The sequence below is a fragment of the Halobacterium sp. NMX12-1 genome (assembly GCF_040435975.1).
Lineage (GTDB): Archaea > Halobacteriota > Halobacteria > Halobacteriales > Halobacteriaceae > Halobacterium > Halobacterium hubeiense.
Map to the genome: position 1 here is coordinate 794,174 of NZ_CP159204.1, position 20,009 is coordinate 814,182.

General features: G+C 62.6%; 20 protein-coding genes and 1 pseudogene. 8 read left to right on the plus strand and 13 right to left on the minus strand.

The features are described 5' to 3' along the window. Positions 1 to 184 precede the first annotated feature (184 nt). Positions 185 to 1,132 carry a transcription initiation factor IIB family protein gene (locus ABSL23_RS05660; RefSeq protein ID WP_353635006.1) on the minus strand — a complete coding sequence of 316 codons (948 nt, stop codon included), beginning with the start codon at positions 1,130 to 1,132 and terminating at the stop codon, positions 185 to 187. A gap of 974 nt (positions 1,133 to 2,106) precedes the next feature. Continuing rightward, positions 2,107 to 2,514 (minus strand): hypothetical protein, encoded by a 408-nt coding sequence (locus ABSL23_RS05665; RefSeq protein WP_353635355.1) that lies wholly within the window; start codon positions 2,512 to 2,514, stop codon positions 2,107 to 2,109. A 156-nt stretch (positions 2,515 to 2,670) separates the two neighbouring features. Here ABSL23_RS05665 and ABSL23_RS05670 point away from each other — a divergent pair, with 156 nt between their 5' ends. Together ABSL23_RS05670 and ABSL23_RS05675 are read left to right on the plus strand one after the other, a co-directional pair. Continuing rightward, positions 2,671 to 3,042 (plus strand): UPF0175 family protein, encoded by a 372-nt coding sequence (locus ABSL23_RS05670; RefSeq protein WP_353635007.1) that lies wholly within the window; start codon positions 2,671 to 2,673, stop codon positions 3,040 to 3,042. Continuing rightward, complete coding sequence (locus tag ABSL23_RS05675) at positions 3,039 to 3,545, plus strand: twitching motility protein PilT (protein WP_353635008.1); 507 nt, start codon at positions 3,039 to 3,041, stop codon at positions 3,543 to 3,545. Before ABSL23_RS05670 ends, ABSL23_RS05675 begins: the two co-directional genes overlap by 4 nt. A gap of 246 nt (positions 3,546 to 3,791) precedes the next feature. Here ABSL23_RS05675 and ABSL23_RS05680 read toward each other — a convergent pair whose 3' ends face one another. The 3 genes from ABSL23_RS05680 to ABSL23_RS05690 form a co-directional block, all read right to left on the minus strand. Beyond that, positions 3,792 to 4,388 (minus strand): helix-turn-helix domain-containing protein, encoded by a 597-nt coding sequence (locus ABSL23_RS05680; protein ID WP_353635009.1) that lies wholly within the window; start codon positions 4,386 to 4,388, stop codon positions 3,792 to 3,794. An 81-nt stretch (positions 4,389 to 4,469) separates the two neighbouring features. Continuing rightward, a complete protein-coding gene (locus tag ABSL23_RS05685) occupies positions 4,470 to 5,039 on the minus strand; it encodes a hypothetical protein (RefSeq protein ID WP_353635010.1) in 570 nt (189 codons plus the stop codon). Beyond that, positions 5,036 to 5,401 (minus strand): hypothetical protein, encoded by a 366-nt coding sequence (locus tag ABSL23_RS05690; protein ID WP_353635011.1) that lies wholly within the window; start codon positions 5,399 to 5,401, stop codon positions 5,036 to 5,038. Before ABSL23_RS05690 ends, ABSL23_RS05685 begins: the two co-directional genes overlap by 4 nt. 308 nt (positions 5,402 to 5,709) lie before the next feature. Between ABSL23_RS05690 and ABSL23_RS05695 the strand changes: the two genes are divergently transcribed. From ABSL23_RS05695 to ABSL23_RS05705, 3 genes are all read left to right on the plus strand, one after another. Continuing rightward, positions 5,710 to 9,348 (plus strand): hypothetical protein, encoded by a 3,639-nt coding sequence (locus ABSL23_RS05695; protein WP_353635012.1) that lies wholly within the window; start codon positions 5,710 to 5,712, stop codon positions 9,346 to 9,348. 1,003 nt (positions 9,349 to 10,351) lie between these two features. Further along, entirely contained in the window at positions 10,352 to 10,732 is a 381-nt protein-coding gene (gene tnpA / locus ABSL23_RS05700) for an IS200/IS605-like element ISHhu1 family transposase (protein ID WP_059058417.1), read from the plus strand. Next, a complete protein-coding gene (locus tag ABSL23_RS05705; protein WP_353635013.1) occupies positions 10,729 to 12,003 on the plus strand; it encodes a transposase in 1,275 nt (424 codons plus the stop codon). The genes tnpA and ABSL23_RS05705 overlap by 4 nt, the downstream gene beginning before the upstream one ends. Positions 12,004 to 12,050: 47 nt before the next feature. Here ABSL23_RS05705 and ABSL23_RS05710 read toward each other — a convergent pair whose 3' ends face one another. Both ABSL23_RS05710 and ABSL23_RS05715 read right to left on the minus strand, forming a co-directional pair. Further along, a complete protein-coding gene (locus ABSL23_RS05710; RefSeq protein ID WP_353635014.1) occupies positions 12,051 to 12,425 on the minus strand; it encodes a hypothetical protein in 375 nt (124 codons plus the stop codon). Positions 12,426 to 12,658: 233 nt separating this feature from the next. Continuing rightward, complete coding sequence (locus tag ABSL23_RS05715) at positions 12,659 to 13,630, minus strand: phosphoadenosine phosphosulfate reductase family protein (protein WP_353635015.1); 972 nt, start codon at positions 13,628 to 13,630, stop codon at positions 12,659 to 12,661. Between the two features lie 330 nt (positions 13,631 to 13,960). On the opposite strand from ABSL23_RS05715, the gene ABSL23_RS05720 reads away from it, so the two are divergent. Then, positions 13,961 to 15,178, plus strand: a complete 1,218-nt coding sequence (locus tag ABSL23_RS05720) for a transposase (protein ID WP_353635016.1) — start codon at positions 13,961 to 13,963, stop codon at positions 15,176 to 15,178. A 130-nt stretch (positions 15,179 to 15,308) separates the two neighbouring features. Here ABSL23_RS05720 and ABSL23_RS05725 read toward each other — a convergent pair whose 3' ends face one another. Continuing rightward, positions 15,309 to 15,557: an antitoxin VapB family protein gene (locus ABSL23_RS05725; protein WP_353635017.1), complete on the minus strand. Its 249-nt coding sequence runs from the start codon at positions 15,555 to 15,557 to the stop codon at positions 15,309 to 15,311. 104 nt (positions 15,558 to 15,661) lie between these two features. Here ABSL23_RS05725 and ABSL23_RS05730 point away from each other — a divergent pair, with 104 nt between their 5' ends. Further along, positions 15,662 to 16,297 (plus strand): IS6 family transposase, encoded by a 636-nt coding sequence (locus tag ABSL23_RS05730; RefSeq protein WP_353633913.1) that lies wholly within the window; start codon positions 15,662 to 15,664, stop codon positions 16,295 to 16,297. 160 nt (positions 16,298 to 16,457) lie between these two features. Here the strand turns inward: ABSL23_RS05730 and ABSL23_RS05735 are convergent. The 3 genes and pseudogenes from ABSL23_RS05735 to ABSL23_RS05745 all read right to left on the minus strand — a co-directional run. Then, a pseudogene (locus ABSL23_RS05735) lies at positions 16,458 to 16,735 on the minus strand (transcriptional regulator); the annotation flags it as partial. 66 nt (positions 16,736 to 16,801) lie between these two features. Beyond that, positions 16,802 to 16,996, minus strand: a complete 195-nt coding sequence (locus ABSL23_RS05740) for a type II toxin-antitoxin system HicA family toxin (protein WP_353635018.1) — start codon at positions 16,994 to 16,996, stop codon at positions 16,802 to 16,804. Between the two features lie 50 nt (positions 16,997 to 17,046). Further along, positions 17,047 to 17,328, minus strand: a complete 282-nt coding sequence (locus ABSL23_RS05745; protein ID WP_353635019.1) for a type II toxin-antitoxin system HicB family antitoxin — start codon at positions 17,326 to 17,328, stop codon at positions 17,047 to 17,049. 184 nt (positions 17,329 to 17,512) lie between these two features. Between ABSL23_RS05745 and ABSL23_RS05750 the strand changes: the two genes are divergently transcribed. Next, on the plus strand, positions 17,513 to 18,769 hold the full coding sequence (locus ABSL23_RS05750; RefSeq protein ID WP_353635356.1) for a transposase: 1,257 nt from the start codon (positions 17,513 to 17,515) through the stop codon (positions 18,767 to 18,769). Between the two features lie 94 nt (positions 18,770 to 18,863). Here the strand turns inward: ABSL23_RS05750 and ABSL23_RS05755 are convergent, their stop codons facing one another. Continuing rightward, positions 18,864 to 19,298: a hypothetical protein gene (locus tag ABSL23_RS05755; RefSeq protein WP_353635020.1), complete on the minus strand. Its 435-nt coding sequence runs from the start codon at positions 19,296 to 19,298 to the stop codon at positions 18,864 to 18,866. Continuing rightward, positions 19,298 to 19,831 carry a sugar-specific transcriptional regulator TrmB gene (locus ABSL23_RS05760; protein ID WP_353635021.1) on the minus strand — a complete coding sequence of 178 codons (534 nt, stop codon included), beginning with the start codon at positions 19,829 to 19,831 and terminating at the stop codon, positions 19,298 to 19,300. Before ABSL23_RS05760 ends, ABSL23_RS05755 begins: the two co-directional genes overlap by 1 nt. Positions 19,832 to 20,009 lie beyond the last annotated feature (178 nt).

The following is a 20,009-nucleotide window of genomic DNA, read 5'->3' on the forward strand; positions in this document are numbered from 1 at the left end:
AGTGTTCTCGACTCCGTTTTCGACAGCGTCCCAAGCGAGACTTCCGCAGGTTCACCGACCAGCCGCTTCAGCGAGGTTGTGGCTGCGCGCGCAGCGACCCTTGGGAGCGAGCACGGAGCGGTGGGCGGGGCGGCGGGGCCTCCACGGGTGGCGGTCACCACGAAAAAAGGAGGGCCGTGCCTGCTCAGCGCAGGGTGTCCCGTGCGTGCGCGACGCCGACACCCGGCTCGGTGGTCCCGTGTTCGGCTTCGTAGGCGTCGACCAGCTCCCGACTGTACCGCGCAATCCGATTCCGCGACGTCTCGACCACCGTGCTTGCCGCCGTCGCGACCTGCCCCTGCGTGAGGTGTTTCTCGGAGAGCAGCCGGTCCGCCGCGTACACCGCCGCCGCCGCAACCGTCGACCGCGGCGTTCCCGGCCCCACCGGCACCTCGTCGCCAAGCGCCAGCAGGTGGTGAGCCAACAGCCACGTCCGCACGGCTCGTGCCCCCCGAATCGCGTCCGCATCCAGCGCCTCGACGACCGCCATCACGGCGTCCGGCCTGATGACTGGCGCATCGACCGCGCATTCACACCGGATCTTCCGCCCGGCCGCGCACACCCGCTCGTGAGGCGCCTTCGTGTACCGGGCCACCCCGACGTCGATCTCCTCCCGGTCGACCGATGCAGCGCGTGCGGCCAGCAGGACGGCGCCGCCCGCGAGTGCCTCCCACGCCATCCGCCCGCCCGGTAACCGCGCTTTCGACGCCCGCCGGAGATAGCGTGCCGCCTGCCTGACCACGTGCTCGGGCAGGCCCAGATTCCCGCCGATCATCTCGACGTCCCGCAACCCCTCGTTGAGCCGCTTCGTCCGCTTCCGGCTCGCACCGAACTGCATCCGCTTGTGCCACTTGCGCAGGCGTTGGACCGTCTCCCACTGCTCGTTGCTGAGAGGATTGCCGTGTCCGTCAGTGTTCCGCCCGATCTTCGTGTGCAGGCCCTTGTCCGTCCGCAACGGATCCACCGTCTCGATACTCTGCTCGGCATCCCCAACCATCCCCAAGTCGGTCAGCGACGGGCCCCGGTCGACCCACTCGTCAGCGACAACCAGCCCGCAGTCCCTGCAGAACGACTGTTCGTCTTCCGTGACCACCTGCCCCTTGCACTCCGGACAGGCCGTACGCGCCGACGGCTCATGTTCGACCGCCCCTTCCGGGCGCTGCGCGTCACTGTTCGAAGTCTGTGCCGCCAAAACCGTTTTCGCCCTTGCATCCGTACTTGACATTGCAGTTCTCTGAAGGCGCTCACCACAGCGCCCGACACCGCGATGCTACCACATCGCGGATTTCCTCGACGGCACCGACCGACAGAGCCGTCTGCGCGCTCTCGCTCGCGCCTTCGCGAGCGCCCCCATGGGGCGCGAGCGAGAGCGCGCCCGCACGAAGAGACCCAACCAGCACCGCGCGCCGTCCTGCCGAGCGGTGCGTGGCCGACCAGCGGGAGGCCACGAGCTAGCGAGCGGGGAGCACTGCGACCCGCGAGCAGCGAGGCAGGGCTTGGAAGACGAACGGAGTGAGTCTTCCAGCGACCCGCCCGGAGCGAGCGGCCAGCGCATTCCCCGTTCGCCGCGACGCAACCACGTCCGTCGCGGGCGGCGCAGCCGCGGTCCGCAGGACCCGAACGGGTGAAGCGCTGGCGTCGAGGGCACATGCACTTTAGCCCGGAACGGGCGCGGGCGGTGCGGAGAGCGCCCGCACGCCCGGAATGGTCGGTCGCGAGCGAAGCGCGGCGCGAACCGCGTGAGCGCCGCGCTGGCGAGCGGCGACCTAGGGAGCCGTGAGCCAAGCGGAGGGCGGCAGCGGCGAGCGGGGCGGGCCGTCACGTACGCACCCGTTCAGCCGGCTACGTCGCTCGGTGGGCCATCAACAGTCCTGGCGGACTCAGAAAGGGCGAGGCCGCCTCGGCCGTCCCCCGACCCCGCAAGCACCGCAGTCACGAGGCGCGCAGCGGCGTCCTCGTGAGCGCAGCGAACGAGGGCCAGCGAGACGGAGTCTCGCGCGGTCGCGGGACATCGAGCAGCCGAGGGCTTTCGAGTGTCCTCTTCCACCGAATCAGACTAGCAATCAGTCAGCTGTTATCGGCGACTAGGTCCTCGATGAACCGGAACCCGTTCACGAACGTCATCGAGTCACCGTACCCCTCACTCGCGAGGACGGTTTCGGCGCCTTCGCCGGCCGCGATGTCGGTCGTGTAGATGTACACCTCGGTCGCCGTTCCCGCACTGAGGTGTTGGGCAGCCAGGGCGGCGAGGGCAGCGTCGGCGCGTTCGACTTCGTCGGCAGGGCGGTCGTCGGTGTTCGCGATGTACCGCTGGACGCCATCCATCACCCGCGAGACGACCGGTTCGGAGAACTCCAGTGGTGCCGCAACCGTCGCCCAGTCCTCGTCGATCGCGGCGTTGACGGTGCTAAGGGACTCCTCGATGGGCAACAGATACTGGCGTACGTCGGGACGTACAACCCATACACGGACCAGCTCACAAGTACGAAAAAGTCGCTATCGTCCCGCGGTTTCTAGCCGACAACAGTCAGCGGGCGCGAAGGGCACCAGTAATACCCTGTGACGAAACCCAGAGACTCACCTGGCAGCCGAATTCATAAATAGTATGAATGCGTAGTTTCGATCAGACTAATGGCTCGCATTACCGGATCGTATCCCAACGACCTCGACCTGCTCATCGAGGGCGCGGTCGAAGCTGGCGTCTTCAGCGGCAAGAGCGACGCCCTCAGAGAATTCGCCCGCGACTACTTCGACGACCACGACGAGGAACGCGTCACTGCTGCCGTCGCACTCTACCAGCGCGAAACCATCACGCTCGGCGACGCCGCCCGCCTCGCCGGCGTCAACCGATTCGAGATGAGAGACATTCTCCGCGACCACGGCGTCGAACTCCGCCTCGGCCTCGCCGACGAAGCCGACGCCGAATACGAAGTCGAAGCCGCCCAAGAACTCGACTACGCTGACACAGACGACGCAGGTGAAGACGGGTCGGAGTCCGAATGACGGCGGACACTGTTCCCACTAGTCCGAGCGTCCTGAACACGACCGTTCTCTCGAACTTCGCCGCCATCGACCGCATCGACCTCGTCGCTGACCTCGCCGGCATCTGTGCCGTCCCCGAAGTCGAACACGAACTTGACGCCGGCGTCCAGACCCACCCGTATCTCCAGCCCGCACTCGACGCACTCCACGACACCATCCCCATTACCCCCATCTCTGAGACGGTCGCAAACCGCGAAGATGTCGTCCGAAGTCGCCTCGATCCAGGCGAAGCCCAAGCGTTCGCACTCGCAGACACCCACGACGGCAGACTGTTGACCGACGACGGCGACGCCCGCACCTTCGCCAAACAACAGGGCGTCACCGTCGTCGGCTCCGTCGGCGTTCTCCTCACCGCGCTCGATGCCGGCCGTATCACCGAAGCGACAGCCGACAACTGGCTTCAGACGTGGATCGACGAGTATGACTACTACGTCCCCGACCGCACTATCGACGAGTACCGCTAAGTACAGACCTCAGATCTACCGTGTCTGGCCTAAGGATTGTCTCCTTCGGATTTCCCAAGCCACGCAATAAATCGACGGGCGGCACCTCGACGTCGGGGTCGTCGACGGTCAGCTCCTCGTACACCCGTTCGGGGAGAACGAAGGTGACGTCGTTCCGGCGAGCGAACCGCCGAACAGCCTGGTACCGACTGTTCGAGGGCTGTCCCATCGCGACGAACAGGCCGGTGTCGGCGATGTGGAGCTAGCTCACGCGTCGTCAGCGCCGTCGCCGTCGATGTCCAACTCGTCGAGTCCCGCCCCTGACTCCTCTATCTCGTAATGTTCGTGGACGACGGGCCGGAGCGCCTGGAGGATCAGCTCCGCAGCAAGCGGCGAGACGTCCAGATCCTCCGCCATCAGCCGGTGGGTTACTTCCCCACGCTCCCGAGCAATCGCGTAGGTGAGCGCTGTTGCGAGGCCGGCGACGCCGTGGCGGTCGCTGTAGGTGTCGATGTCGGCGTCCGTCTCGCGGCGGCCGACGGCGTCGATGAGCGCCGGCGTGATGGTGTACTCGCGGTCGCCCGCGGCGGTCGTCACGGTCAGGTTGATCTCCCGAGCAGCGTACCGGCGCGGCTGCTCGTCGTCGGTGACGTCGACGACGCCGGCGTCGACGAGCCGGTTGACGTAGCTGTAAGCGGTTCCCTGTGCGAGCTCGAGGTCGTCCATTACGTCCTGGACGGTCGCTTCCCTCTCCCGGGCGAGGTACGCGTACAGCTGGGCCAGCTGTGGCTCCTCGAGGAGATCGGCGACCGAGAGGAAGTCCTGGACGATGTCGCCGTCGGCGCGGTTTGAGGTGCGTGACACGATTCGGTCTTGATTACAGGTTACAGCGAAACAGTAAAGGGTGTTTGGGTCACTCTGCCGGCGTCGCCACTCGGAGGCTAGTTACTCTTCGAGACGGTGGAGTAATTGCGTGACGTAGGGACTGTGCTCCCAGCTCCGATGCGGGCTGATCGCCGTGATCAGCGTTCGCGCCTCTTCGGCACTTAGATGCCCGTTTCGGGCGTAGTCGACGATGAGCCGCGGCGTCGGGACGATCCGCGGGCCCTGCAGCACGGCGTGAATCAATGGGAAGTTCGTCCCGCCAAACTCGTCGGTGAGAACCCCATCGACCCCGAGCGCGTTCGCGAGGACGATCCCGTCGGTTTCGCCGTCGTCGAGGCCGAACGTTGGCCGGGAGTCTGGTGTATTCTCGCGTTCGTAGGGGTCCTCGACCGTGTAGTGGCCACGGGCCGCGAGGACGTTGTTCGCAGCCGCGGCGTGGATGTCTTGGTACTGCGTGATGTCACGGAGTTCCGCGACCACTTCTGGCGGCACGAACACCTCACACGAGGTAAGTAGATACTGAAACGGGTCCGGAGTGTCAGTGTCGACGGCCGCGTCGGCGCGGGGAACCGCGAGACTGACGAGCGCGCTCGTGTCGGCGACGACCGTACGCAGTCGCCGGCCGCTCATCGCTCGTCGTCGCTGGTATCGACCGTTGTCGTATTGTCGTCGTAGATGTCGACGTCCTCGGGAGCCTCGAGATCGAGTGGCTCGTCGTCGAGATCCGCTTTGAGGAGGCGGAGCCGCTGGGCGGTTTCAGTGCCAACCAGCTGCTTGACGGTCTCGAACTCGAGCTGGTCGTCGTAGTACTTTGTCGCGACCAGCTCTTGGAACGTCTCGCTGTCGGCGGTGTCTTCGAGGTAGTCGCGAATCGCTTCGACGAGCAGGTCCGTCCGATCGGTGTCGAAGAGCTCGGCGACGGCGTCGAGCCGCTCGACGAGATACTCCGGGGATTGGAAGTGGACGCGTCGCGGCTCGTCGCTTGCACTCATACTATGTGTGTCTTCTGCACATAGATTGATAATCGTTTCGGCGCATGCATACAGCTTGCACATCGATATGCGGGCGGAGACCGCGGCCGCATTCGGTTGTAACGGGTCCCTGCGACAGCAGACGCCGTTATTGACGACGGCGCTGCGGACGAGTGCGTGCACGCCCGTGCTTAACCAACAAACGGCGGTTTATCCCCGTTCTGTTGGTTAAGACGCCAGCAGCCAAAGTTCCACCAACTTACAACTTGTATCGTGCCATATCACCACACACGCAGAGCGCCTACAACCCAGCCCTCTGCCCGTCACGCATGCCCCCCGAGCAGTTCACGACCGACCGCCAGTACCTCCACGTCCAGCCCAGCACCGACCCGCTCCAACCAGCTGCTGTCGCCCGCTCGATCACGCGGCTCCACCGCACCACCAAGGACACGCCAACGTACGAGTGGCTGTTCGTCGCGACCGGCGACACCGGCCCGACGGGCGACCGCCACATCGACTGGTACGTCGGCGGCGACGACCTTCAGCCGGTCAAACGCACGCTCCGCCAAGCCCTGCCGGCGTCCGTCGACCTCGTCGAAACCACGACCTCCTACCAGCAGGCACTCGGCCTCGACAGTCCACCCAAACTGACCGCCGACGACGCTGCTGACGATTATGCGGTCGCGGGCGTCGAGTGGCAGGGCGTCGGCGACCGCCCCGACGACTGGCAGACACCACTCCCTGCCCTGGAGTCGTTCGCCGGCGACCACGAGGGCGACTGGCCGCTCGCGGACCTCTTAGATGGCCTCGCCACGACCGACGCCCCCACACTCGTCCAGTTCCTCTTCACGCCGAAGGCCGACTGGACACAGCGGAAAGAAGACCGCATCATCGACCTCGAACTAAACGGTGATTTGCGCCGCCACGAGCTCGGGCAGGCGATCTTCGGCGGCATCGCGGACACGATTACGGACGCCACCGACCACGACACGTCACGGTCTCCCTCGTACCGCCGCCATGACTCGGAGACCGGCCAGCACGCCGGTCGTCGAGAACCCGGCACGCCAGCCGGGCGGAACGCGCGCCGCCGCGTTGAGGACTCGACGGTGGCGCCGTCGAACGCCCGCCGCATCGAAGCCCTCCACGCGGTCGACACGCGGCAGTCGTTCGTCGTCAACGCCCGCGCGGTGGCCGTCGCCCCCGAGTCGGCGACCACTAACACGACCATCGACGCGATTACAGCGGGCTTTCAAGCAGTTCGCGGCGACCACTACCGCGTCACACCCACGACGTATCCAGCAGGAAGCGACGACGCTCGAGACCTCCTCGAAGATGTCTGCACGCGGACGACCAAGACAAGTCCGAGCCGTCGCAAACACATTCTGCCGTGGGTCGAGAACGCCAGTCCAGCCATCGTCGCCGACCCCGCCGCAGTGGGGTCGTTCTGTGTCGTCGACGGTCCCTCATTAGGTCCCGCTACCAGTCGCGCGCTCGAACCCACGCCCGAGGACCGCACGGGCATCGAACTCCCACCTCGGACCATTCTCGAACGCTACCTCGACGAACCGGGCATGACCGTCGGCCATCCCAAAACCGCCGATCGCACGACGCTGGACGCAACGCTCTCCCTACCACCGACCGTGCAGCCGCTCCACACCGCACTCTTCGGGTCGACGGGCGCCGGCAAAACCGCCGTCGGCCAGCGTATGCAGCTCTCGAACCACGCCGCCACTGACGGCGCCACCGTCTACATCGACGCGAAGGGCGACGACGCCCCCGAAGCATACGCGAAAACTCATTACGCGCGCTACGACACGCTCGAAGACGTCCACTACTTCGACTGCACGGAGTACCTGCCCGCCTTGCCGTTCCTGACGATTGAGCCACTGCTCGACGCGGGCTTGGACCGCGAGTGGGCGGTGAATACGGTCGCCGAACATTATATTGACTTGCTCGCCGCCGCCATGGGCGCCGAGCAGTTCTACAGCGCCGAGGCCGCCGTCGAGGTCATCCAGCAGCTCGTGCGCGCGCGGTTCGACCCCGTGCATGGTAGTGAGAGCATCAGCCAACAAGAACTGTTGGCGGCGGCCACCCAGTTCCACGAAACGCGGAATCCACCGCCGGTCTCGGATGGCACGCTCCACCAGAAGCTCGCGAGCACGGCCGCGAACAACCCCAACACGTTCGACAGCATCATGAGCGCCGCCACCCGCCGGATCGGGACTGCGACCAACGACGCCCGCCTCGCCCCACTGTTCGAGGCGCACGCCGACGAGCAGTTCGATCTCCGGCGCATCCTCGACGAGGACTGCCTCATCATCTTCGACCTCCAGGGGTACGGTGAACGGTCACGGACGCTGCTCGCGGTGGCAATCCTCTCCCAGTTGTGGCGTGCGCTTCAGCGCCGCGAGGCCACGACAGAACGCGAGGACCTCCCGATCGTGAACTGCTACATCGAGGAGGCTGCCGACCTTGCGACGACTGGCATCCTCGACACGCTGCTCTCGCAGGGTCGCGGCTTCGACCTCGGCGTGACGCTGGCGATGCAGTTCCCCGAACAGTTGCGTGACTCCCATCCCAGGGTGTACGCCGAACTGTTGAACGACGTCGGCACCATCATCACCGGGCAGATCGGCGTCGACCGCCGCCTCACCGAACGCCTCGCCACCAGCGAGTACGGGGCTGAGCGCATCGAAACGCGGCTACACGACCTCCAGCGCGGCGACTGGCTCGTCAGCCCCGCGGCGCCGTTCGCCGAACAGCAGCCACGCCCCTTCCACGTGACGTCGCCGCCGCTCCCTCCCGGCCATCCCGAGAGTGACGCGCCATTGACCGGGCGCGCTAGCCGCGCCTTCGACGACGCCTTCCAGACGGCGAAAACCCGCACCCGCGACGAGTACGGCGTTCCTGTCGGCCGTGCCGCCAGCGGAAGTACGGAGCCCGCGGCCGTCGACGCCGGCGACGCGACCGGCTCGACGCGCCCCGCTGCGACCGCCACTATCCCGCATACGGAGCGCTTTCCGGAGTGTCTCACGTACGTCGACGAACCCCCGTACCCGATCGTCTGCGAGACCTGCGGGGACGACGACACCAAATACCCGTCGACGCCCGAGGGGATGCGTCGCGCCATCAACTGCCATCATTCCCTTGAGGAGGTTGATCGCGCGAACATCCCCATCTGTTCGCTTGACCTGACGCTCACGAGCGGCGAACGCGCCGCCACCGACTACAGTGACGCGCAGCTGCGGTTCCTTACGGCCGTCTACATGGCTCACCAGCAGCGCTTCGACCCCGAACTGGAGTACGACATCGTCTGGGACTCCATGACCCACCTCGAGGCGTACGTCGGCATCGACACCGACGACGTCCACGCACTGGTCGACGACGGTCTCCTCCGCGTGGACTGTCGCCGTCCCCATAAGCTGTACACCGTCACCCCAGAGGGCCGGGACGTGATCGACGTCGGCCACCGCGAAGGCATTGCGCATGGCGACGGGACTGGGGACCTCTCCGAATCCAGTCTCCACGTCGCCATGGTCGACGTCGGCGCCCGCCTCCTCGCCCAAGAGCTGGTCGGCCCCGACCAGCCCGGCGACCGCGTCCAGCGCTACTACGGCGTCGAGGACGGCCGGCTCGACGCTGCCGTCCTCGCCGACGACGACACGATTGTGGCGACCTTGGAAGCCGAACGCATCAACAACGACCGTGGTGAAGCCATCCCCCGCGACTTCGACCAGATGGCCGCCCGCGACCCCCAGCAGGCGTGGTGGCTCGTCAAAACCCGCAGCGACGCCGCCTCCCTCCTCCGCGCGCTCCACGACCCCCCAGATGGTGACCCTCGTGTGCCTCGTACGTACAGCGAAAACATGGCCCCCCGCAGATACAGCCTTGACACGCCCGGATTAACTGACGTCTACACGTTCGAATACGCCCGCGACACGCTCCTCGACGAACCTCGGCCCGGTTGACCGCCTCCAGTCGGGTGACCGGGCGCCCTCGACTGGCTACGACAACCGGTGGCCAGGCTGGTGGACTACAGAGACGCCGTAGTCCGCAAGAACACGCCCAAACACTGTGTGGACGACCACGATTCGGATGGCGCGTGAGCGATGGATAGAAGCGGTGAGTGGCGGGGGATAGAGGCAGGGGTTCACGGGCTGTCGCGACGGGTTAGAACGGCCTGGTGAGGGCGTCTCAGTAAACGAATAGCTGGTGGCGAGACGACCGAATCGCCCGACGGGCTGACTCTGTACCGTCGCTGTCGTGGGTACGCATCGCGGAACATCTCCGAATCGTATCATGCGTGTGGCGCCCCGCTGTGTGGCCGAGCATCGCCAAAAGCCAGGGACAGCGAGCCGATTCGCGCGAGCAGGCGGCTGTCGACGACGCCTCGAACAGTCGGGAGCGGCGACCCGCAAACCGCCAGACGGCGTGACTCTGTACCACACGTCGAAGGGGAAACACGTGCCGGCGCCGGTCGCGGTCGCTCACGGTTTCGCTCGGAATGCTGGAGCGCCGGTTGCAGTGCTGGCCACATCGGAACACACCCTCCGAGAGAAGCCACCCACGACTCACGCCGAAACCCCGATTCTGGCGTCTATCCACGCCGTTGCCGAGTCGCTGCTCACCACGCTGCTCTCCGTGTCGAACCGCTCCGACCACCCAAGCCCACCAGTCCGGCCCTACACTGCCCCGCTTCTCCCTGGTTCCGAATGGGACGAATGCCGACGACCAACCCGGCCGTCGACGCCCGCAGAACTACAGACGATGCATGAGGGGTTCTTTGCGGAGGACTCTTCTCTGTAGTCGTCGCCACAGCGCGTTCGATGGGCGTATTACGGAAAATTCGAGGCGAAAGCCTCGCCGTTCAGGGCGGGGATGAAGCCGACCAACAGTGTGCAACCGCCGACGATGGCACAGACGAGGTTCCAACGCAATTTTTAAGCCGTCCGACCATGATAGTATACATAGATGGTAAAGAGTACCCGTCACGCGAAATACGAACTCTACTACCACATAGTGTTCGTGCCGAAATATCGGCGTTCGCACCTGACGGGGAAGACGAAGGACCGTCTCGAAACCATCTTCACGGAAATCTGTGAGGACAAAGACCTCGAACTGGCCGAGTCCGAGGTCATGCCCGACCACGTACACCTGTTCATCGGAAGTCCACCGAAGAACGCCCCGTCACTCATCGTCAACTGGGTCAAGGGCATCTCAGCGCGGAAGTACAACCAACGCTACGACGACCGCGTGAAGTGGACTCGTTCGTACTACGTCGGTACGGCGGGTAGTTCCTCGAAGGGCGCTGTCGAACAGTACATCGCTGAACAGGAAGGTGGTGACGAATGAAGCGCGTCAACACCTTCGAGGTCGTGCCACAGACCGAGAACGACAAAGAGTGCCTTCTACGGCTACTCGACGCCTCCGCCTCCCTGTGGAACGAACTCACCTACGAACGTCGTCAGAACTACTTCGGTGACGGCGACGTGTGGGACACCTCCGAGTATCGAGGACGCTACAACGGTGTCGTCGGAAGCGCGACTGTCCAACAGGTCACGCGCAAGAACAGCGAAGCGTGGCGGTCGTTCTTCGCGCTCAAAGAGAACGGCGAGGACGCTAACCCACCGTCGTACTGGGGCAACGAAGAGGACGGACGAGAACTCCGCACCTACATCCGAAACAACCAGTACACGATTCAGTGGGGCAACCGTAGCCGTCTCGAAATTCCTGTCGGGCAAGAGCTGAAAGACGAATACGGACTCGGCTACCACGAACGACTCCGCCTCGAAGTCCGCGGCAACCCGAAGTGGGACGGCAAACAGGGTCGTCTGGAACTTGAGTACGACGGGGTGAGCGACACGTTCAGGGCTTTCCAACCAGTCACCGTACCTGATTCTCGACTGGATTCACCACTGGCCTCCGAAGAGGCCGCCCTCGACGTTGGCGCAAACAACCTCGTCGCCTGTTCCACGACGACTGGGAACCAGTACCTCTACGACGGTCGGGAGTTGTTCGGACGGTTCCGCGAGACGACAGACGAAATCGCCCGTCTACAGTCGAAACTCCGCGAGGGACGCTACAGTTCCAAGCGGATTCGACGGCTGTACCGACAGCGGACGAAGCGCCGTGACCACGCACAGAACGCGCTGGTACGCGACCTCGTTGAACGGCTGTACGACGAGGGCGTGGCGACGGTGTACGTGGGCGACCTGACCGACGTGCTGGAAACGCACTGGTCGGTCAGGGTGAACGAGAAGACGCACAACTTCTGGGCGTTCAAAAAGTTCATCCACCGTCTCACATGTGTCTGTGAGGAATACGGCATCAGCCTCGAAGTCGAGTCGGAAGCGTGGACGAGTCAAACGTGTCCCGAGTGTGGCGACCACGAGGAGACGGTTCGCCATGAGGATACGCTGACGTGTCCGTGTGGGTTCGAGGGACACGCAGACCTCACGGCGTCAGAGACGTTCCTTCGAGAAAGCAGCGATACGGAAGTCAGGCCGATGGCACGGCCCGTGCGATTCGAGTGGGACGACCACGAGTGGTCGGGGCAACCACACCCTCACGAAAGTCCTAAAGAAGCGCGCACAAACCCGCAAGTTGCCTCCGTGGGTCGGTAGCCGAACCCCCAACGGAGGAATCCTCGCGCTTTAGCGCGGGGAGGATGTCAAGCGTCCGACTCGTCGCTGTCTGACCACGTCTCGACCTCCCCTTCGTAGAACTCGTCGTCACTGGGAAGCTCGTCGTCGAGGACGGGCTCGGGTGGTGCGCGATCGATGGAGTCACGGAGGAGTTTCACCCGCATCGCCGCTTCCGTGCCGAGGAGGTCCTCGATCGTCTGGTAGTCCGCTCGGCCATCGTAGTAGGCTTGCTCCAAGCGATTCCGAAACTCGTCGTTGTTCGTCAGTTCCGCGAGTTCGTCTTGGAGGGCATCGATGAGGAGCTGCGTTCGGGAGATATCGAGGAGGTCGGCGGCCCGGTCAGCCCGCTCGACGAGCGACCGTGGTGCGTTGAAGTCGACGCGGGTTTTCTCCTCCGACATCACACGCTATGTGTAGGACCTACACACGAATAAGCGTGGCGTCACCAATTCGAGATGGAGTCGCCGCCTCCCAGCAGTCGAACCCTCTGCGTTCAGAGCGGCGCACACGAACAGCCGAAGAGCTATGCGATTCGCTTTGGGATTTGCCCGTCGAACGGACAGCGCGATTGTGATGGGGTGCCACTCGTGCTTGCGGCGACCGTGGGCGGGGAATCCGAGTGCAGCGGGAGGTGCTACATGTAGCCGAGGTCGCGGAGGCGCTCCATGAGGTCTTCTTTGTCCTGGGCGCGGCCGGCGCGCTCGGTCGTATTCTCGAGGTCCTGGAGCCAGGCGGGCTCGTCGGCGGCCTTGTCCGTGGAGACCTCGCTCCCCAGCGAGCGGAAGCCCTTGAAGTATTTGGGGGAGACGGGGATGTCCTCGTGCGTGAGGTCGTTCGGGAGGTCCTCAAAGGACTGGGGGACGTAGCCGTCGTCGGGGTACTCGTCGACGGTTTCGGGGACGACGTAGAACCAGAAGGCGTCCCAGACGGCGGCTTCGTCGAACTGGAGGATGGGTTGGATGCGGTCGTGGGGCGGGTAGACGTCGGGATCGTGGCGGGGGCTGAAGAACGTCTCGTCGGCGCGGGCTTCCTGTTCGTCCCAGCGAATGCCGCTGAGGATGCCGTCGACGTCGTGCTCCTCGAGCGCGTCATTCAACGCGACAGTTTTCAGGAGGTGGTTGCCGACGTAGGTGTCCAGGAGGAACGGGAACGATTCCTCGTCGTATTCGAGGATGTCGCGGACGTGGTGTTGGTTGTGCTCGGAGAGCTCCGCAATCGGGATGTCGTCGCCGGGTTCGAGGTCGTGTTCGTCGACGTAGTCGCCGACGTCGTTGTTGCGGGCGTAGATGACGTCGAGGTCCCACTCGTCGGCCCAGCGGTCGACGAAGTCGTGGAGTTCGTCGAAGTGCTGGAAGTGGTCGATGAAGATCGTCGGCGGCACCTCAAGGTCAAACCGGTCAGCGACTTCCTTGACGAAGTAGAGGGTGAGCGTGGAGTCTTTGCCGCCGGTCCACATGATGGCGGGGTTCTCGTACGCTTCGAGGCCCTCGCGGGTGACTTCGATGGCCTTCTCGAGTTTGTCTTCGAGCGTCGGGTAGTCCTCCGGTGTTTCGCCGTCGCCGTCCGTGTAGTCGACGTCGAGGTACTCCGGGAACGATTGGGACATGGATAGCTACGCCGAGCCACGCTTCCCGCAAGTATTTTCTGAAACCCGTCGCGGAGGGACGCGCTCTGTCCTTGCTGTGGCCGCTCGTCACCGGCGGATTCGACGTGAAACAGTCGGTGAGTAGGGATGCGTCTATCTTGACTCAGCGAGAGAATCCCGCCGTTTACGGCGGGCGTGAATCGCGTAAGCCCGGTACCACCTAATTCAGCGAGGGAGTCCCGCCGTTCACGGCGGGCGGGAATCGCGTAAGCTCCGAGAATCAAACAACACTCAACAGCCCGGCCAACTCCCAATCACTTATATATAAACAGTGTCACTTGTGGTATGTAGATGGAGATTCAGCGTACCGCTGTCGTCAAGCTCTCCGTTCCCGACGAGCGGCGCGACGACCTGAAGCGTACCATGAACACGTTTCAGGACGCCGTACAGCTGTTTGCCGACCGGGGCTGGGACGGCGACGACGACGGGTACGTGATAACGTCGCGCTCTCGACTTCAGCCGCTCGTCTACGACGAGATACGGGAAGACACAGGGCTACACTCCGATTTGACGGTTGCCGCTGTCAACCATGCCGCCGACGCGCTTACTGGTTGCGTAGACAAAATGAAAGAGGGAGAACAAACCTCGAAACCCGTGTTCACGTCGAACACGACTGTCTACAACACCAATGCAATAAGCTACTTCGACGGCTATTGTTCGTTGGCTGCATACGGCAGTGGGCGTGTTCACGCCGAGTACGTTTACCCGGACGACTCACCCCAAGCTGAATACATGGAAAGCGACGAGTGGCAGAAACAGGGCGCGAAACTCCGCTACGACCGCCAGACAGACACCTACTACCTGCACGTTTCCGTCACACAGGAACGTGACGAGTCGTCGGAAGAAGCCGAGAGCCGAACAGTTCTCGGCGTAGACCGGAACGTGGACGGGTATCTGGCCGTCACCAGCACAGGTGCGTTCATCGGCAACGCCGATCTGCTGAATCACAAACGCCGCGAGTACGAACGCCGCCGTGCCAAACTCCAACAGCAGGGCACGCGAAGCGCCCATCTAACCATCCAGTCCATCGGTGACACCTTTGCCAACTGGTCGGAAGACTTCCTACACCAAGCGTCGAAACGACTGGTCGAAGAAGCCGTGTCACAGGGCTGTTCCGTTATCGTCTTCGAGGACTTGGAACAGATACGGGAACGTATCTCGAACGCCTCGAAATTCCAGCAGTGGGCGTTCCGCGAATTGAAACGCCAAACCGAGTACAAAGCCCGTAGCGAAGGAATCGCCGTCGAGTCAGTCCATCCGGCCTACACCAGTCAACGCTGTAGTCACGCCGACTGTGGATTCACACACGAGGACAACCGCGACGGCGACGAGTTTGTCTGCCAGAAGTGCGGCAAAGAACTACACGCCGACTACAACGCGGCACGGAATATCGCACACAGGTACGTCCAGAATCGGCTCAAGTCTGGTTCTGGACGGGCGACCAATCACCTCGCCCTCAAGTCGGGGACGCTGAACGGGAATGGCGATTACACGCCTTCCACAGTATAGTGGATAGACTGGGAGTCCACCGACAAACCTCGGCGTTCACGCCGAGGTAGGTGATCATGCATTTCGTAGAACTCACGTGTTGACTCAAGCCCGTCCAAGTAATCGATGAAGAACGTCGTATCGAGAACCTTCATGCAGCGTCCTCAGTCCGTTCGCGCATCCGCTCCTTCCGAGCCTCCTTCGCCTCCTGACGACGCTCCCTGACGCGGTCGGCGTCCTCGTCGGACCACCGACCGAAGCCGTCATAGAAGTCGCCAGTATCCGCCTCAGCGAGCAAGCGTTCAAGCGCGTCGTTGTAACTCTCGCCCTCGCGTCGATGGCGTTCGATCTTCTGTTTGACGGTCTCGCTGACGCGAATCTGTTCGTTGGCAGCGCCCATCGTACGTTGACGTTAGCGTTGACACAACTTTGCTTTTTGGTCCAGCACGACGGCGGTGTTCAGATAAGGATGAAGAGTGAGGCGGAACGATTTTTGAGTGGTCTATGCTCGAAATCGCCCGCCTCGACGGTGGTAGCGACTGCTTCGAGTTAGATTTTCTGGAGCGAGAGGCGACACCCGAGCCGGCGATGAAGCTCGGTATCCGACTCCATCTGGCCGGACTATCACTTTCGGATACCGTTTCAATTCTCGATAGGTTGGGTGTCGAACGCTGTCGAACCACCGTTCACAACTGGGTGCAGAAGGCCGACCTACAGCCCCTCAATGGCGCGAACCCGGATCACGTCGCGGTCGACGAGACCGTGATCCAACTCAACGACGAACGATTCTGGCTGTACGCCGCAGTCAATCCCGACACCAACCGCTTGCTGCACGTCACGCTCGCTCCGACGAGAAATCAAGCGATCACCGAGATGTTTCTTGCGGAACTCCGCGAGAAACATCTCGTCGATGACGCAGTCTTTCTCGTCGATTCTGCACCGTGGCTCCAAGCAGCACTCCATCGACACGGCCTCGATTACCGATACGAAAAACACGGTAATCGGAACAGCATCGAACGTGTTTTCCGAGAACTAAAACGCCGAACCAACCAGTTCTCAAACTGTTTCAGTCACGCCGAAGCAGATACTGTCGAAAATTGGCTGCAAGCGTTCGCCTTCGCATGGAATCAGCTAATCTGAACACTACCAGTCAACACCCAGACAGTCATCATTTCCTCCCGCGCCTGAAGACGCGGGAATCCCGGTCGAGTTTGCGACCATCTGAGGCTCAAGTCTCGCTGTGCGTGCCTGTACGCAAGGAATGAACGGCGTTAGCCCTGATCGAGTCGGAGCGGGTCGTTCAGGGGGCCGCTGTGCTGGCGCTCCCGTTCGCCCCTGCAAAGGCGATGTCGATTTCGAGGCCGTCGTAGGCCAACTTCGGCTGCTTCGCTTGGCCGGTGTGATGCCGCCGAGATCTTCGCGTTCAGAACGGTTCTGGTGGACTTGTTCGTAGTCTCGGTCCACCAGTTCGGCAGCTTCGCTGATGCTCTCTGGGTCGCGCTCGGAGGTCGTCTCCAGCAGCTCTAGGTTCTTCGGGCTGAGGAGTCGACTAAGTGCAGTATACGACTCGAAATTTAGCTGGACTTAGGCGCTAAGCCCCCGTCCCCGAGGAGCGACCGAAGGGAGCGAGTAGGGCGGGGTGGTTCACAGAAGATCGTCGATCCAGTTGCACCACGCTTGGAAGTCGTCCGCGCCACACTGGCTGGCAATATTGCGGAGTGTATCGCCGCTGATCTCTTTGCCCATCGGAACCGTCACATTTCGAATCTCGTCGGTCTCCGGATGTACGTATCGAAGTTTGAGATGGCTGCCGGCCCGGTCGACCGGCTGGTACCCCATCTCTGTGAGTGCTGCAACGAGTTCCTTGGATGAATACGGAGCCGGCACAACTACTCAGAAAACCACGGCGCATCCGGTTCCTGGGGCTCGTCTGGGACTGTGTCAGGGTCGAGCCCGAGGTCTCGCAGATCAGCGTCAGTTACTGGCTCCCCAATCTCGCCCTCATGGAGTGCCACGGCCTCGTCGAGGTTCGCCAGTGCTTCGGCCCGCGTTGTCCCCTGGCTGGCTACCCCGGTACCCTCATCGATGGCGGACCACGTTCCGTCAGCTTCCTCAACGAGGTGAATCTGTCGGCGTGGTGACTCTCCATTGCCGGCATCCGCTTGCGCCATACTCGATCTTAGGCCGGTGAATGACTAAACACTTCGGGAGCGATCGTAGATTCAGCGAGAGAATCCCGCCGTTTACGGCGGGCGTGAATCGCGTCACTTCCCTACGCAATAGCTGTGATGAGAGCTAGCTGGATATTCATCCAAGGACCCAGTCATTAAGTCACTCTGATTTCATAGGCTATGTATAGTGGATCTGGTCACAACGCGCACTATCACGGCGGCACTCACCAACGACCGTGAGGGTGTCGTCCGTGACCTGGATTCACTCGGACGCTCAGGGAGTAAAATCTGGAACGTTGCTCGGTGGACCACCAGCCGCATCTGGGACGAAACCGGTGAGATACCTGACGAAGGACCGCTCAAGTCCTACATGAAGAACCAGGGCTGCTGGAACGATTTGAACGCCCAATCAAGCCAGGCAATCGTCGAAGAATTGGCTGGCGCTTTCCACTCCTGGTTCGAACAGGACGACCCGGACGCAAACCCACCGGGCTACCGCAAACACGGCGACCAGCGACCGCGCAGCACGATCACGTTCAAAGAAGACGGCTTCAAACTCGACACCAAACACCAACAAGTCCGCCTGTCCAAAGGGAAGAACCTGAAAGACGGATGGAGCGATTTCATCCTCTGTGAGTACGACACCGGTCCAGACATCGATCTCACCGACGTCGAAGCTGTCCAGCAGGTCCGCATCGTCTGGACTGGCGACCACTGGGAACTGCATTTCGTCTGCAAAGTCGTCATCAACACAGACGACACGTCTGGTGAGAAGACGGCTGGTGTTGACCTCGGCATCTGCAACACGGCAGCTGTCTCGGTTGGCGATGAGACTCTGCTGTATCCGGGGAACGCACTCAAAGAAGACGCTCACTACTTCCGCCAGCAGGAATACGAGACAGAAGGAACGGATGGCCCTAGCAACCATGCGGAGTGGGCACGCCAGAAGAAGTTTCGACGGCAGAACCACTTCCTGCACGCAGTGTCGAAAGATATTGTTGCGCAGTGCGCTGATCGAGGTGTCGGCACGATAGCGGTCGGCCACCCCGAAAACATCCGCAGGGAGGAAGACTGGGGAAGACACGGGAACAAACGTCTGCACGATTGGGCGTTTGACACACTGATTCACCAAATCGAGTACAAGGCCGAAGAGCGCGGAATTGACGTCAAACGGGTTGACGAGTACGAGTTGGCCACGTCCATAACATGCTGTGAGTGCGGGATGAAAGCGGATGCAAACCGTGTTGAACGTGGGTTGTACGTTTGTGAGAACTGCGAGTTGGTCGCCAATAGTGACCTGAACGCGGCGGAGAATATGCGAGCGACGGTAACTCCGAATCCCTCACGGGATAGGAGTAACGGCTGTCTGGCCCAGCCAGCGGTCCGCCTGTTCGATAAATCCACGGGGCAAGTCGCCCCACAAGAACAGGTGCGACCGTAAACCGGCAAATATCCCAACGCTGCGGTGCGGTTCGGGAAGCCTCGCCGTTTACGGCGAGGAGGAGGTCACCAGGCCGGTCTGGTACCCCTACTGTTCACTCCCAGTGGTCGGTGAGCCGTTGTTCGATGGCGTCGAGGACGGTTGAGTACACCTCAAGTGGGTGGTGAGATGGGAGAGACAGGTCGGTGACGTCGTCGCTGTCTGGGGGGTAGTGGAAGTGCACTCGTGTATTGTGGGGATTCGGATGGCGATCCCATCGGCACTCCCATTGGGCGTCCGTGCTGGTTTCGACGTAGTGCAACGAGAAGTCGCCGGTCGTGAACCACCGAACGTCTAATCGGACGGCAGTCGTTGACGCCGGGTAGTGGGTCGTGTCGAAGTGTGCATGGAGGAGCCGTGGTTCGTGGGGATTGGGGTCGAAGGCGGTGTTGGCGATGAGATCCTCGCGTGCGAGGTGGCGTTCGAGGAGGCGGAGTGTGTGTCGATCCGGTGGGCCAGTCGCGGTGGGAGAGTCGGCCGGCGGACACATCAGGCGGGGATGAGGTGGCCGTCGTTTTGGGCGAGTTGGCGGGCGAGTTCGTAGAGGCGAAGATCACGCGTGGTGGCTTGCCACTCACTCACCGCTTGCATGCGTTCGTGGAGTGCCTCATGGTCGTCTAGCTCGAAGACGGTGACAGATTCCGGGTCAGCGGTCTCGAAGCGCTGCTCGTAGGTTTGTTGTTCGGCTTCAAGATCGGCGACGCGGTCGATGATCTCCTCAACCGAGAGTTCGCGGGCGATGCGCCTCGCTTCCTGCCACTCAAGATAGCCGTCATCGCGTTCGTAGCGCGCCGGCCGGCTCTGTTCGTCTTTCCGGACGACACCCATCTCCGTGAGCCGGTCGAGGTGTTTTTTCGCGGCATTCGCCGAACAGTCCGCTCGCTCCGCAATAACACGGTACGTCGTCGGTGTGGTGACGCCGAGGACGACATCATAGACACGGTCAAAGGTGTCCGTGTCAGCCTGCCAGCGCTGGAACGCGTCGTCGTTGTCGGCTCCTGGCGCCGGATCGAACTCGCTCATACCACTCCTAACGCACTACGTCCAAATATATGCTCTGTTCGCAAGTATATCTGTGAGGATTTAGAGCGTACATTTCGTCTGTCTTCCGCCCCTTGGTCCGGTCTGATGGACCTTCACAGCGGTAATAGCCGGGCAGCAACGACATCACACTCTTCAATCCGCGAGGTAGCACGGTTCG

Coding starts and splice junctions, on each gene's coding strand:
- ABSL23_RS05755 (WP_353635020.1), bottom strand. CDS start 19,298: ATGTGTCCGCCGGCCGACTCTCCCACCGCGACTGGCCCACCGGATCGA.
- ABSL23_RS05705 (WP_353635013.1), top strand. CDS start 10,729: ATGAAGCGCGTCAACACCTTCGAGGTCGTGCCACAGACCGAGAACGAC.
- ABSL23_RS05760 (WP_353635021.1), bottom strand. CDS start 19,831: ATGAGCGAGTTCGATCCGGCGCCAGGAGCCGACAACGACGACGCGTTC.
- ABSL23_RS05690 (WP_353635011.1), bottom strand. CDS start 5,401: ATGAGTGCAAGCGACGAGCCGCGACGCGTCCACTTCCAATCCCCGGAG.
- ABSL23_RS05745 (WP_353635019.1), bottom strand. CDS start 17,328: ATGGCGCAAGCGGATGCCGGCAATGGAGAGTCACCACGCCGACAGATT.
- ABSL23_RS05740 (WP_353635018.1), bottom strand. CDS start 16,996: ATGGGGTACCAGCCGGTCGACCGGGCCGGCAGCCATCTCAAACTTCGA.
- ABSL23_RS05695 (WP_353635012.1), top strand. CDS start 5,710: ATGCCCCCCGAGCAGTTCACGACCGACCGCCAGTACCTCCACGTCCAG.
- ABSL23_RS05715 (WP_353635015.1), bottom strand. CDS start 13,630: ATGTCCCAATCGTTCCCGGAGTACCTCGACGTCGACTACACGGACGGC.
- tnpA (WP_059058417.1), top strand. CDS start 10,352: ATGGTAAAGAGTACCCGTCACGCGAAATACGAACTCTACTACCACATA.
- ABSL23_RS05725 (WP_353635017.1), bottom strand. CDS start 15,557: ATGGGCGCTGCCAACGAACAGATTCGCGTCAGCGAGACCGTCAAACAG.
- ABSL23_RS05710 (WP_353635014.1), bottom strand. CDS start 12,425: ATGTCGGAGGAGAAAACCCGCGTCGACTTCAACGCACCACGGTCGCTC.
- ABSL23_RS05670 (WP_353635007.1), top strand. CDS start 2,671: ATGGCTCGCATTACCGGATCGTATCCCAACGACCTCGACCTGCTCATC.
- ABSL23_RS05730 (WP_353633913.1), top strand. CDS start 15,662: ATGCTCGAAATCGCCCGCCTCGACGGTGGTAGCGACTGCTTCGAGTTA.
- ABSL23_RS05675 (WP_353635008.1), top strand. CDS start 3,039: ATGACGGCGGACACTGTTCCCACTAGTCCGAGCGTCCTGAACACGACC.
- ABSL23_RS05685 (WP_353635010.1), bottom strand. CDS start 5,039: ATGAGCGGCCGGCGACTGCGTACGGTCGTCGCCGACACGAGCGCGCTC.
- ABSL23_RS05720 (WP_353635016.1), top strand. CDS start 13,961: ATGGAGATTCAGCGTACCGCTGTCGTCAAGCTCTCCGTTCCCGACGAG.